The 13,575-nt window shown below is 32.5% G+C and carries 15 protein-coding genes; 7 read left to right on the top strand and 8 right to left on the bottom strand.

Annotated features, from left to right (window positions below):
- Positions 1–2 precede the first annotated feature (2 nt).
- Together Q0822_RS06330 and Q0822_RS06325 are read left to right on the top strand one after the other, a co-directional pair.
- On the top strand, positions 3–908 hold the full coding sequence (locus tag Q0822_RS06330; protein WP_299121591.1) for a type IX secretion system membrane protein PorP/SprF: 906 nt from the start codon (positions 3–5) through the stop codon (positions 906–908).
- 19 nt (positions 909–927) lie between these two features.
- A complete protein-coding gene (locus tag Q0822_RS06325) occupies positions 928–2,841 on the top strand; it encodes an OmpA family protein (protein ID WP_299121588.1) in 1,914 nt (637 codons plus the stop codon).
- Between the two features lie 55 nt (positions 2,842–2,896).
- Here the strand turns inward: Q0822_RS06325 and Q0822_RS06320 are convergent, their stop codons facing one another.
- Genes Q0822_RS06320 through Q0822_RS06310 form a run of 3 tightly spaced genes read right to left on the bottom strand, consistent with a single transcriptional unit; the run spans position 2,897 to position 4,519 of the window.
- Entirely contained in the window at positions 2,897–3,418 is a 522-nt protein-coding gene (locus tag Q0822_RS06320) for a YciI family protein (protein WP_299121585.1), read from the bottom strand.
- Positions 3,415–3,888 carry a CYTH domain-containing protein gene (locus tag Q0822_RS06315; protein ID WP_299121582.1) on the bottom strand — a complete coding sequence of 158 codons (474 nt, stop codon included), beginning with the start codon at positions 3,886–3,888 and terminating at the stop codon, positions 3,415–3,417. Before Q0822_RS06315 ends, Q0822_RS06320 begins: the two co-directional genes overlap by 4 nt.
- Positions 3,889–3,913: 25 nt before the next feature.
- Complete coding sequence (locus Q0822_RS06310) at positions 3,914–4,519, bottom strand: DUF2238 domain-containing protein (protein WP_299121581.1); 606 nt, start codon at positions 4,517–4,519, stop codon at positions 3,914–3,916.
- Positions 4,520–4,562: 43 nt separating this feature from the next.
- Here Q0822_RS06310 and dinB point away from each other — a divergent pair, with 43 nt between their 5' ends.
- The 5 genes from dinB to Q0822_RS06285 all read left to right on the top strand — a co-directional run bounded on the left by dinB (position 4,563) and on the right by Q0822_RS06285 (position 9,155).
- Complete coding sequence (dinB, locus tag Q0822_RS06305; protein ID WP_299121579.1) at positions 4,563–5,672, top strand: DNA polymerase IV; 1,110 nt, start codon at positions 4,563–4,565, stop codon at positions 5,670–5,672.
- 46 nt (positions 5,673–5,718) lie between these two features.
- Positions 5,719–6,708, top strand: coding sequence for a hypothetical protein (locus Q0822_RS06300; RefSeq protein WP_299121577.1), 990 nt, complete (start codon positions 5,719–5,721; stop codon positions 6,706–6,708).
- Positions 6,705–7,052, top strand: a complete 348-nt coding sequence (locus tag Q0822_RS06295; RefSeq protein ID WP_299121574.1) for a hypothetical protein — start codon at positions 6,705–6,707, stop codon at positions 7,050–7,052. The genes Q0822_RS06300 and Q0822_RS06295 overlap by 4 nt, the downstream gene beginning before the upstream one ends.
- Before the next feature lie 11 nt (positions 7,053–7,063).
- A complete protein-coding gene (locus Q0822_RS06290) occupies positions 7,064–7,861 on the top strand; it encodes a LytTR family DNA-binding domain-containing protein (protein ID WP_299121571.1) in 798 nt (265 codons plus the stop codon).
- 166 nt (positions 7,862–8,027) lie between these two features.
- Complete coding sequence (locus Q0822_RS06285; protein ID WP_299121568.1) at positions 8,028–9,155, top strand: intradiol ring-cleavage dioxygenase; 1,128 nt, start codon at positions 8,028–8,030, stop codon at positions 9,153–9,155.
- Positions 9,156–9,170: 15 nt separating this feature from the next.
- On the opposite strand, the gene pyk is transcribed toward Q0822_RS06285, so the two are convergent.
- The 5 genes from pyk to Q0822_RS06260 form a co-directional block, all read right to left on the bottom strand.
- Positions 9,171–10,613, bottom strand: coding sequence for a pyruvate kinase (gene pyk / locus Q0822_RS06280; protein WP_299121565.1), 1,443 nt, complete (start codon positions 10,611–10,613; stop codon positions 9,171–9,173).
- A gap of 1 nt (position 10,614) precedes the next feature.
- Positions 10,615–11,094 (bottom strand): IPExxxVDY family protein, encoded by a 480-nt coding sequence (locus Q0822_RS06275; RefSeq protein WP_299121563.1) that lies wholly within the window; start codon positions 11,092–11,094, stop codon positions 10,615–10,617.
- Positions 11,095–11,216: 122 nt separating this feature from the next.
- Complete coding sequence (gene rnc / locus Q0822_RS06270) at positions 11,217–11,960, bottom strand: ribonuclease III (protein WP_299121561.1); 744 nt, start codon at positions 11,958–11,960, stop codon at positions 11,217–11,219.
- 7 nt (positions 11,961–11,967) lie between these two features.
- Positions 11,968–13,218 (bottom strand): beta-ketoacyl-ACP synthase II, encoded by a 1,251-nt coding sequence (fabF, locus tag Q0822_RS06265; RefSeq protein ID WP_299121558.1) that lies wholly within the window; start codon positions 13,216–13,218, stop codon positions 11,968–11,970.
- A gap of 13 nt (positions 13,219–13,231) precedes the next feature.
- A complete protein-coding gene (locus Q0822_RS06260) occupies positions 13,232–13,465 on the bottom strand; it encodes an acyl carrier protein (RefSeq protein WP_008269813.1) in 234 nt (77 codons plus the stop codon).
- Between the last annotated feature and the right edge of the window lie 110 nt (positions 13,466–13,575).

The raw sequence follows: 13,575 nt of genomic DNA, 5'->3' as shown, positions 1-13,575 counted from the left end.
ATATGAAAAAACTCTCTATTATAGCGGTCTTGCTCTTGGCATTTCAAATGCATGGGCAACAAGACCCTCAGTACACACAGTACATGTATAATATGAATATCATTAATCCGGCTTATGCTGGTTCACGAGAGAATCTATCTTTCGGATTATTATACAGAACGCAATGGGCAGGAATTGATGGTGCGCCTCAGACAGGAACATTTTTTGGACACTCTCCTATTGGTAATAACTTAGGATTAGGCTTGTCTGTTATTGCAGATCAAATTGGCCCAGTTAAAGAGACAAATGTTTACGCAGACGTTTCTTACACCTTAAAATTAGGCGGTGGACATAATTTGGCATTTGGTGTCAAAGCTGGTGCTACATTTCATGATATCGGTCTAAGTACCTTAGATGTTATTGACCAAAACGATCCATTTTTTGATGAAAATATAAATGAAACAACACCCAATATTGGAGCCGGTTTCTTTTATTACACTGATAACTATTATCTATCATTGTCTGTACCTAATTTATTATCCTCTGTGCATTTAGATGCTAATGGTTTTAAAATAGGTTCAGAAACTCAACATTACTTTTTGACTGGTGGTTATGTTTTTGATTTGTCACCGAATACGGAATTAAAACCTTCGTTTATGGTTAAATCTTCTTTTGATGCACCAACATCTTTTGATGTTAATGTTAATGCGCGATTCTATAAGAAATTTGAAATCGGAGCTTCATATAGATTAGATGATTCTTTTTCAGGGTTAATCAACTTTGCTCTTACACCTTCTCTTAGAATTGGATATGCTTATGATGCTATATCATCAGATATCAAAGCATATGCACCTGCATCTCATGAGGTGATGTTGTTATTTGATCTCAATTTTCCAAAACGTGTTTCTCGTTCACCAAGATACTTTTAATCAGTTAAGCTAAACAATTATGAAAAACTTTAAAACATTATTATTTATTACGTTGATGAGTGGTTTTTGCTTAACTGCTCAGAATAAAGCTACTAAAAAAGCAGACAAACATTTTGCCAGATTTGAATTTGTAGATGCGGCAGAAAGCTACAATAAACTTATTGAAAATGGTAAAGGCGATGCATACGTTTACAGTCAACTTGCTGAAAGTTACTACAATATTTTCAATACGGTTGAAGCCGAACGCTGGTATGCTAAAGCACTAGAGACTTCTGATAACCCAGAAATGATTTATAAGTATTCTCAAATGCTTAAAGCCAACGGTAAGTATGAAGAGTCTAACCAACAAATGGATCGATTTGCAACTATGCGTCCTTCAGACGATAGAGCTACCGCATTCAGAAAAAACCCTGATTACCTTCCTAAAATTTTAGAGCAAGGTAAAAAGTTTAATTTGCAGAATGCGAATTTCAACTCTGAACAATCAGATTTTGGAGGTACAACAAATGACGGAAAATTATATATTACCTCTGGTCGTAATGATAGTCGTAAAACCTATGGTTGGAATGAACAACCTTTTTTAGATATCTATTCAATGACTAAAAATTCAGATGGTTCTTACCAAGAAGCTACACTGGCAAACGATAAAATTAACACACGTTTTCATGAAGGTTTAGTATCCTTTACACCAGACGGAAGTACGATGTATTTTTCTAGAGAAAGCTATTTTGAAAAAGCTTATCAGAAAGACTCTTTAAGCAAAGTACGTTATAGTCAGTTATATCTTTTTAAAGCTACTAAATTAGGTGATGATTGGGATACAGTAGAAAGTTTGTCTATTAATAGTGAAAACTATTCAGTTAAAAATCCGTCTGTTAGTGCGGATGGTTCCACATTATATTTTGCTTCTAACATGCCAGGTGGTTATGGTGATTTTGATATTTACAAAGCACCTATAAATAAAGATGGAACGATAGGTGAGCCTCAAAATTTAGGTCAAAAAGTTAATACTGAGGGGCAGGAAATGTTTCCTTACATCAGCAGTACAAATATGCTTTATTTCTCTTCCAACGGTCATTTAGGACTTGGTGGAATGGATGTATTCTACACTAGAGAAATTGACGGTAAAATGGCACCAATACGAAATGTTGGTATTCCTATAAATAGTAATGCCGATGATATTGCCTTTACTATTAACGAAGAAGATGAATCTGGTTTTGTATCGTCAAATAGAGATGGTGGAAAAGGTAGTGATGATGTTTATGCCTTTAAAAAATTACAACCACTTTGTGATGTTTTAATCAGCGCAACAGTTTTAGATGATAAAACACGTGAGCCAATTAGTGGAGCTTCAGTATCGTTATTCGATTCAGAAGGTAATAGTGTCGTTTCAAAAACAACTAATGCTGAAGGTGTTGCCGAATTTATTGTTGAATGTGAAGAAGATACCGAATTAGAAGTAATAATGGATGGTTTCAACAGCAAGAGAGTACCTGTTAAAGGATCTAGCGAAGAAGAGAATAATATTCAGATTTCTTTAGATCCAATAGAAAAATTAATTGTTGCTGAAAAAATTAATTTAGCACCAATTTTCTTTGAGTTCGATAAATCTAATATCACTGATCAAGCAGCATTTGAATTAGATAAACTGGTTCAGATTATGAAAAAATATCCTGAAATGATTATTGTTGCTAATTCACACACAGATGAAAGAGGACCAGAATCTTATAACGCAAGTCTTTCTGATCGTAGAGCTAAAACTACGATTCAGTATGTGATTTCCCAAGGTATTGATGAATCTCGTATATCAGGATCTGGTAAAGGTGAATCAGAGCCTCGCATAGATTGTTCTAGTGGTTGTACAAAAGATCAGCATGCAGAAAACAGACGTTCAGAGTTTATTATTGTGAGTGGTGGTCCACAGGCACAATAAATAAATTGATGATTATATAGTTAAAAAGGCTCTGAAAATTCAGAGCCTTTTTAATTTATCTTAGTGGAAATCCTTTAGCAGCCCACCAAGGATGAATTTCTATAGCTAACCGACCAGCTTTTACCATTGGGTCAGAATTAGCTAAACTATCAGCCATTTCTAGAGTTGGTACATTATAAATTGTAATGCCTCTTATATCACCATCGTCACCGAAAGGACCAGAAATATCAGCATAACCTAAATCATACATCTTTCCTAAATGCGCTAAGTGTTCTTTTTGTAAAACTGCAGCTTCTTCTTCATTTTGAGTTCGTATTGATCCTCTTTTAAGAAATGCAATAAAATACTGTTGCATTAATATTGTGTCTTGCGTTTTCTCATCTACATAGTCAAAAATTTGATATCCTTTAGATGTTAATTTAGCTTTAAGCTCTGCGGTAGATTGCTCTTTAACAACTTCATTTGTAGACTCCACTTTGACCGTTTTATTTTCTGTTAAGTCTGTTTCGACATTAGAATCATTTTTACACGATAGAAAACCTAATACAATTATAAATAATAGAATTGATTTTTTCATTTTTTCCAAGTTTTATAAGGTTGTTTACTTAATACTGCATTGTAATATTTTATGTCACCCGTTACTTCTTTGCCCAACCAATTAGGCTTTTCGTAATATTCGTTTTCAGAATCTAGTTCAACTTCAGCAATAATTAAACCCTTGTTATCACCATGAAATTCATCAACTTCAAAGATGTGATTACCACATTTAATTTCGTACCGTGTTTTATCAATAATACCCTTTTCACATAATTTCAAAAGCGATTCAGCTTCTGTATTAGATATTTCCTTTTCCCATTCAAAACGAGATAACCCATCTTTTGTTGATTTTCCTTTAATAGTTAAGTAGCCTTTATCTTTTTTAATCCTTACTCTTACGGCACGCTTTTTATGGCTATTTAAAAACCCTTGCTTAATACTATAACTATTAATTGCTTCTTTTTTAAAAGCTTCTGAAATAACTAAAAATTTACGTTCTATTTCTATCATATTTACTTCCCGTGAAACGGGAATATTATTTAAAATTTAAATATTCAATTTGCTTATTATGAGATTTACTCAAAAATACAAGGGCACAAATCGCACCAATAGTTGCATAAAGCATGTCGGACTGTGTGTCCCAAATATAACCTTGGGTACCTAAAAAAGCATCTCCACCATCTCCAGTTCCTAATGAAACTGCCCACTCAATAAACTCATAAGTAACACTAATTGCCATTGCAACACAAACCACAATAAAATTGAGCCAAGACGTCTTATTGACCACATTTTGACGAATTAATATTTCTCTCGTAATCATTGCTGGTACAAATCCTTGTGCAAAATGCCCAACCTTGTCATAATTATTTCTGGTCTGATTAAAAGTCTCTTGAATCCAATCAAATAAAGGTACCTCTGCGTAGGTGTAATGACCACCAATAATCAAAATAACACAGTGAATGAAAACAAGTACATACACAAAATTTGTAAATCTAAATTTGTGAAACGTCGCAATAAGAATTACAATACCTATAATGGCCGGCAAAACTTCTAAGAACCAAGTAAAATATTCATAAGGATTAATTGCAGACCAAATCAATAATAATAGTACTAATACTAAAAGTGTGTATATAAGTTTCATGCTTAAAGCTACAATTAAATCAAAGATATTATAAATTTGCTTTATGTCGAATGCACCTATTAATAGAAAGATTATACATGTAGATATGGATGCATTTTATGCCTCTGTAGCACAAATGGATAATCCTGAATTGAGAGGAAAAGCAATAGCTGTTGGAGGTGGAGGTGCTAGAGGTGTTATTAGTGCTGCCAGTTATGAAGCTAGAAAATTTGGAGTGAAAAGTGCCATGTCTGGTCGCTTGGCCATAAAACTTTGCCCAGAATTAATTTTTGTTAGAACAGATTTTGATCGCTACAAAGAAATTTCTAACCGCATACGAAAGATTTTTTTTGACTATACAGACTTAGTCGAACCTCTGTCCTTAGATGAAGCTTATTTAGATGTTACTGAAAACAAAAAGGGACTTCCTAGCGCTACTTTAATTGCTCAAGAGATACGACAACGCATTTTTAACGAAGTGGGCTTAACAGCTTCCGCAGGCATCTCAATTAATAAGTTTATTGCTAAAGTTGCAAGTGACATTAACAAACCTAATGGCCAAAAAACAATAAATCCTGAGGATGTTATTCAATTTTTAGAAGATTTAGACATTAGAAAGTTTTATGGTGTTGGTAAAGTGACAGCAGAAAAGATGTATCAAAAAGGCATTTTTACTGGAAAAGATTTAAAGTCTAAAACACTTGAATACTTGGATGAAAACTTTGGGAAATCTGGTCGTTATTACTATCATGTGGTACGTGGAATCCATAACAGTGAAGTAAAACCCAATCGTATTAGAAAGTCTTTGGCTGCTGAACGAACATTTAGCGAAAATCTATCCTCAGAAATTTTTATGCTCGAAAAATTAGAGCATATTGCTGAAGAGGTTTCAAAACGTTTGAGCAAAAGCAAGGTCTCAGGAAAAACCATAACACTTAAAATAAAATATAGCGACTTTACATTACAAACGCGTAGCAAAACATTACCATATTACATGAGCGAAAAAGCTATTATTCTTGAAACTGCAAAAGATCTATTATATCAGGATAAGATGAATAATTCTGTAAGGCTATTAGGTATTTCATTATCTAATTTGAATACAGAGCCAAAGAAACCAAAAGCTAAATTAGAAGAAAAAAAATCTGTTAGTGTTCAGTTAAAATTTGAATTTTAATGGTCTGATTTATTTAAGTTTATAACTCTAACTAAAACCCCCAGAAATGAAACTTCAAAATTTATTACTCTTCGTCTTTTTCATTTTTGTAATTCATTCTTGTAAAGAGAAAGAAGAAACTACAACAGAATTGAACGAAATTAAAAAAGACGAGGAACATAAAGAAGGGGTTCAACCTTTTGCTGAACACATCTTTTCTCGGTTTACTAATGTTAGAGATTTTACGATGAATACAGAACAGAATGAAGCTTATTTCTCTTTACAAAGTCCAGCTAGAGAGCTTTCTGTAATCATGAAAATTGAAAAGAAAAATGATGTTTGGCAAGAGCCTCAAATAAGTAGTTTTTCAGGACGATATACAGATTTAGAACCTTTTTTGTCTCCAGATAATTTAAAACTCTATTTTGTTTCAAATAGACCTATTTCAGCAGATAGTACAAATATAAAGGATATGGATATTTGGTATGTAGAACGCGAAACCAAAATGGCTAAATGGTCTGAACCAAAAAATATTGGTGCACCTATAAATACAATAGCTGATGAGTTTTATCCAGCAGTAGCTAGTAATAAAAACTTATACTATACCACCATAAAAAAGGAATTAGAATCAGCTGACGATATTTTTATGAGTAAATGGGAAAACAACAGGTATTCTGAACCAAAACTTTTAGGCGAAGGAGTAAATACAAAAGGGGCCGAATTTAATGCGTTTATTGCTCCTGACGAATCTTATATCATTTTTGGTGGTTGGCAACGCACAGACGGTATTGGAGCTGGTGATTTATATATCAGTAGAAATATAAATGGAGAATGGGCTACAGCTGAAAATTTAGGTGAAAAGATTAACTCCAAACAAACAGACTTCTGCCCTTTTGTAAATAATAATATACTTTATTTTACCAGCCGAAGAAGTAGTGTTGAATTAAAAGAAGGTGGTTTTTCTAGTGCGGAAGAATTATTCTCAGAGATTAATAAATATGATAATGGTACTAGCAGAATTTATCAGATAGATTTTAATACCTTTTTAAATCAATGATAATTAGAATTAATAATATTGAGCTAAACAAATACGAATTACTTCATTTAATCAATAGTGGAAAAAGCCTTAGTGCCATAAAGCTGGTTAAGGATAAAACCAATATGGGACTTAAAGAATGTAAAGATGTTATAGATAATTTGATTGAAAATCCTAATTTTTATGATGGAAAAGATTATATACCAGAAACGAAAATCTTAAAAGCTTATAATAAACCCATAAAGCAGCGCTCAAAAAGAGGAAGCCATATTATAAAAAGTAATAACTCTAATTATAAGAATTACGTAATCATATTTTTGCTGCTTTGCATTGTTATTCTGGTTTATATGTATAATACCAAGTAATCTAAAAAACATTGAAAAAATTATTTTACATAAAAAAAATACTGGAAAATGGTAAAATACCCTCGTATTTAATCATTGTGGTTTTTGTTTTTGTATTGGCAATACTTCAAGATTACATATACAGCAGAATACAAGGAACGGGCTTTTATTTGTCAGAGTCATTTCTTTATAATACGTTTTGGACGTTTTTCATTCCTTTAACCGTTTTTATAAATAGGTTAATAAAAATTATTAATCCTAATAGAGAATATAGGAGACTAGTCTATAATTTAGGAATTGGAATAACTTTTAGTTTTCTACATTTAGTTTTATTTACCTTTTTATTTGTCTTTGTTAGTTCTTTGATATTTACTCCAGCACATCGTTTTTCAAATATTTTTAATTCTGCTTTATCAAATCAATTTTATATTGCTTTATTATGGTATGTGATTTTTCCTTTTGTTTATATTTCATTACGTAAAACAACTGAAGAAGCTACTCCTTATTCAGAAAAAATAAAATTCAAAATAGGCTCAAAAATTATTACTGTTCTAACTTCTTCTATTCAATTAATTTCAACCGAGAAACCGTATTCGGTTGTTCACACAAATGATAAAAAAATTTTAGACAGCAAAAGCTTAAAGGAATTTGGAAACAAACTTGATCCAAGTATTTTTTTAAGAGTTCATCGTTCTTTTATCATAAATTCTACATTCATAAAAGAACTAAAATCAAGAAATAATGGTGATTATGAAGCACTACTTCAAAACGATGAAGTTATTCGTTTAAGTAGACATTACAGAGATAATTGGCATCAACTACTCCACTGAATCTATTTTTAACTCCACTTGGGTAATTCCCTGTAAAATATAGAATAATCCATTTTACAAATTGCTACATTTATTGAAAACTATCAAAATGTTACGAGTTTTAAAAAGAGGTTTTCTATGCTTAATATGTATGCAGTTAATTAGTTGTAATGGGCAAACCAACTTAGTGCAAAGAAATAAATTAAGCGAGGATTTTGATCAATCCCCACCATTTAATTACAAAATGCCTAAAAAATTGTCATCGAAAGATACAAGTCCTGCATTTAAACAAGATGGACAGAAAATTCTACTTACGGGAACAGTTTATCAAAGAGACGGAAAAACACCAGCGCCAAATGTAATTCTTTATTATTACCAGACTAACACGAATGGTGTTTATGCTACAAAAGAAAGCGAAGAAAGAAATATGCCAAAAAATAAGTTAGGTCAAACTCATGGTTACATTAGGGGTTGGCTAAAAACAAATAAACATGGTAATTATTCCATTTATACAATAAAACCAGGTACTTATCCAAGTAGAACTGAAGCCGCACATGTGCATATAACCATCAAAGACAAGCTTGTAAAAAAACCATATTATATTGATGATTTTGTGTTTGATAACGACCCACTTTTAACTACCAAGAAAAGAATAAAAATGAAGAATCGTGGAGGAAGTGGTGTTATTCGTTTTGTTCAGAAAGATAATCTGTGGGTTGGGGAACGAGATATTGTCTTAGGTTTAAATATTCGAGATTATCCTAAGCAAAATACTAACCTACTTAATTCAGGAAAAAATATTGGAGAAGATATTATTTCCTTTACACCATTTCATGCTTATGGTGAAGACAAAGGTTCAAAAACATGTCCTATTTGTAAATATGGTTGGTTTCATGGTATTCTATACTTTGTAGGTAATAATCCTAATTGGGACGAAATCAAAAAATGGTTGGTTTTTTTAGATAAAGAAAGTATTAAAAGAGATGAATATTTAAAGGTTTACTTTGTTTATGGTAATGAAACTAATTATGATAAAACCAGAAGAATGAAAGAATTAGAGAGAATTGGTACTAATCTTAATTTAGTGAAAACTGCTTTGACTTTTATACCTTCATTTTCAGATAAGGATTCAGAAGTACATTTAAACAAGATAAATCAAAATGTAGAAAACACAATTATTATTTATAAAAGAAGTAACGTTATTGATAAATACATTAATCTTAAACCAAATCAGAAAAATTTCAAAAAAATAACTGAACGACTAGATAAAACTTCTAATAAGTATTTCAAACTATCAAAATTAAAACAGGAATAAAGTCGTTATATATTCTTAGAAGCTACAACTCTCAATTTCAGTAACTCGCAATGTATTTACCATACCTTTATCCTGTATCGGCATTGCTGCTAAACTAATAAGCATATCGCCTACTTCTAAATAACCTTTTTTACATGCAATGGCATTCACATCTTCAATCGTTTCATCAGTACTTACAAACCTATCATAGTAAAAAGCAGTAACACCCCAAAGTAAGCTTAGTTGTGTTAAAATTAGCCTATTAGACGTAAATACTAAAATATGTGCTGAAGGTCTCCATGCTGAGATCTGAAATGCTGTATAACCACTATTAGTTAATGTAGAAATAGCTTTAGCATTAATTTCGTTTGCCATGTTTGCTGCATGGTAACAAATCGCTTTTGTAATATATCTTTTAGTACGAATATGAGGCGGAGATTGTGGTACTTCAATTAATGGTGATTCCTCTACACTGCGAATAATATTTGCCATTTGTCTAATAACTTGCACAGGATATTGCCCCACTGAGGTTTCGCCAGATAACATTACAGCATCTGCACCATCCATAACAGAATTTGCCACATCATTTACCTCAGCACGTGTAGGTGTGAGACTGGTAATCATAGTTTCCATCATTTGGGTTGCTATAATTACAGGTATTCTTGCGCGTTTGGCCCTTAATACTAATTGCTTTTGTATTAATGGCACTTCTTCTGCTGGTATTTCAACACCTAAATCACCACGAGCTACCATTAACCCATCACAATAGGCAACAATTTTATCAATATTCTCTACGGCTTCAGGTTTTTCTATCTTGGCTATGATAGGAATTTTATGATCACTGTGCTCATTAATTAAATTTTCCAATTGCATTAAATCTTCTGCATGTCTTACAAAAGACAAAGCTATCCAATCTACTTTTTGTCCTATGGCAAAAATGGCATCTTCAATATCTTTTTCGGTTAATGCTGGTTGCGAAATATTTGTATTAGGTAAGTTGACTCCTTTCTTAGACTTTAAAGGTCCTCCTTGTATTACCTTTGCTTTTACTTCCGTTTTCTTGTCTGTAGAAACGACTTCAAAAATTAATTTTCCATCATCTAACAAAATACGCTCTCCTGGTTTAGCGTCTTGCGGAAAATTATCATAGGTCATGTAAACGCGCTCTTTTGTGCCTTCAAAACGTTTACCAGTAGCGAAAATAATTTCATCTCCCTCGTTTACAATTACCTCTCCTTTCATCATTCCAACACGCAATTTAGGGCCTTGTAAATCACCTAAAATAGAAGCATTGTAGCCAAACTCTTCATTGAGTTCTCTAATCATTTTTATACGCTCTTCAACGTCTTTATAATCCGCATGCGAAAAGTTGATTCTAAATACATTGGCTCCTTCATCTAACATCGCTTTTAACACTTCTTTTGTGCTTGTTGCTGGGCCTAAAGTGGCTACTATTTTTGTTTTTTTATTTGACATCAAATTAGAAAATTAAATGATCTTTCGATTTTATTTTTAACGGATCTACCGTGTAACTAGTAATAATTTGAGGAATAGAATGTAGTTTGTTCAAAATTAATCGCTCACTAACATTCTTAATTTCATCAGAAATCTTAATGAAATAATCAACATTTTTATACTCTGAAATTAAGTTGAACGTTTTAAGCACTTTATGATTAGTTTCAAATAAAGTTCCTGTGCTGTACAAACCATCTTCTTCTTTTTTACAAACATTAGATATTAGATTCCATCTCACATATTCCAATTCGTTTTCCCATTCAAAAATGCTGTAAGATGATTTTAAATATTTAAAATCTAAATCTTCTACTTTACGCTTTAGGTTTAAGTCTAAATTCTTATTAAGTAAATAGGCCAAACGATAATCTTCTAGCCCACAATGAATCGCAATGAGTTTGTAGGTATCGTCATAAAAATCATCAACCTGAAGTTTGTGTAAAGCCATATAATTACAACTTTGAATGGTAAATATAGTATAATAAAAGCTTAGTTTTATTAAGATTTGGTTAATCTTAACCCTTAAAATTTACGAAAACGTTATCGTGGAACAGAATTAGTAAAGACAGGTTAAATAAGCTTGGTGATTTGATTCTGAAAGGCAAAAAATGCACGTTTAGAAGCTTTTTCCTCGGCTTTCTTTTTTGAAGTTGCTCTTGCTTTAGATACTACTTTTTCATTAATACTGAGTTTAACCGAAAAGTGTTTTAGTTCATCTTTACCTGTGTCTTCATAGACTTCATAATCAAATGTATTCTTTTCTTTCTGACACCACTCTATGAGCAAACTTTTATAGCTAATTACTTTACCTTCTAAGGTTTCTATATCAACATAAGGATTAATAACACGTCTATAAATAAATTTTTCACAAGTTTTATAGCCTTTATCTAAATAAATAGCACCAACTAGAGCTTCAAAAAGGTTACCATGAATATTACTTCCAAAATTTGATTTAGGAATTCTGCTCTGAACCAAATCAATAAGACTCAAATCTTTTCCTAACTCATTAAGATGCTCTCTGCTTACTACTTTAGAGCGCATTTTAGTAAGATAGCCTTCATCACCATGCGGCACTTTTTCAAATAAATATGCAGCAATAACTGAGCTTAGCATAGCGTCGCCTACAAATTCTAAACGTTCGTAATTAATGGCATTCCCTTTTTTGTCCCTGATGTTCATAGAACGATGGGTAAATGCCTTTAAGTAAAGAGGTTTTGATTTTGGCTTAAACCCAAGGATAACTTTCAGTTTTAAAAAAAAATTCCCGTCTTCTTCAGAACGGGAATTTTTCAATATGTTACGAATGATGCTCATTCGGGATTTAATCTAATTTTTTAAATAATACACAAGCGTTGTGACCGCCAAATCCAAATGTATTACTCATTGCGACTTTAATATCTCGTTTCTGAGCTTTATTGAGTGTTAAATTTAATTCTGGGTCTATGTTTTCATCAACCGTTTGGTGGTTTATTGTTGGAGGTACAATACCATGCTCCATGGCCAAAATTGAAGCAATAGCCTCAATAGCTCCAGCAGCACCCAACAAGTGACCTGTCATAGATTTTGTTGAATTAATGTTTATGTTTTTAGCATGACTGCCAAATACTTCTGATATAGCTTTTAACTCAGCAACATCACCTAATGGTGTCGATGTACCGTGTGTATTAATATGATCTACATCTTCAGGATTTAAACCAGCATTTTCTAAACAATTTTTCATTACCGCAATGACACCTATACCTTCTGGATGTGGTGCCGTCATATGATAAGCGTCAGAAGACAAACCTCCACCTACAACTTCTGCGTAGATTTTAGCTCCTCTTGCTTTGGCATGCTCATACTCTTCTAAAACAATCGCTCCTGCTCCTTCTCCTAATACAAAACCATCTCTGGTGGCATCAAAAGGTCTGGAAGCAGTTTTTGGATCATCATTTCGAGTACTCATTGCATGCATAGCATTAAATCCTCCCATACCTGCAATAGTAACCGCAGCTTCACTTCCGCCAGTGATTACAACATCACAAGTGCCTAAACGAATAGTGTTTAGAGCATCGATCATTGAATTTGCAGAGGATGCACAAGCAGAAACTGTGGTATAGTTAGGACCCATGAAACCATATTTTATAGATATGTTTCCTGGTGCTATATCAGCAATCATTTTTGGAATGAATCTCGGATTAAATCGAGGTGTTCCGTCACCAGCAGCATAGTTTAACACTTCTTCTTGAAATGTTTCTAAACCACCAATACCTGCTCCCCAAATTACTCCAACTCTTAATTTGTTTATAGCATTTAGATCTAGTTTTGAGTCTGCAATTGCTTCATCCGAAGCAACCATTGCATACTGTGAAAACTTATCCATTTGTCGCGCCAACTTTTTATCAATAAAGTCAGTGACTTCAAAGTTTTTTATTTCACAAGCGAACTGCGTCTTGAACTTTTCAGCATCAAAATGTGTAATTGGTGCGGCACCACTTTTGCCATTAATAAGCGCATTCCAATATTCATCTTTGGTATTGCCTATTGGCGTAAGTGCACCTAAACCAGTAACTACGACTCGCTTTAATTCCATAAAAGTGAAGTTATTATTTTGCTTCTTCTATGTAAGAAATAGCTTGACCAACTGTTGCAATGTTCTCAGCTTGATCGTCTGGGATTTGAATATCAAATTCCTTTTCAAATTCCATTATTAATTCAACAGTATCTAATGAATCCGCTCCTAAATCGTTAGTGAAGCTCGCTTCAGTTACAACTTCGTTTTCATCAACACCTAATTTATCTACGATAATCGCTTTTACTCGTGATGCAATGTCTGACATAATTTTTTAATTTTAAGTTTTAATTAGATGGCAAAAATAAAAAACTTTATTTTAATAATCACCTTTACCGATAAAATGTGCTTTTAATTTACTAAAATAAATATAAGTCT

The sequence above is a fragment of the uncultured Winogradskyella sp. genome (genome assembly GCF_947496485.1).
In the GTDB taxonomy this organism is placed as follows: domain Bacteria; phylum Bacteroidota; class Bacteroidia; order Flavobacteriales; family Flavobacteriaceae; genus Winogradskyella.
The sequence above is the reverse complement of the archived record's forward strand: the minus strand, read 5'-3'. Positions and strand labels throughout refer to the sequence as shown.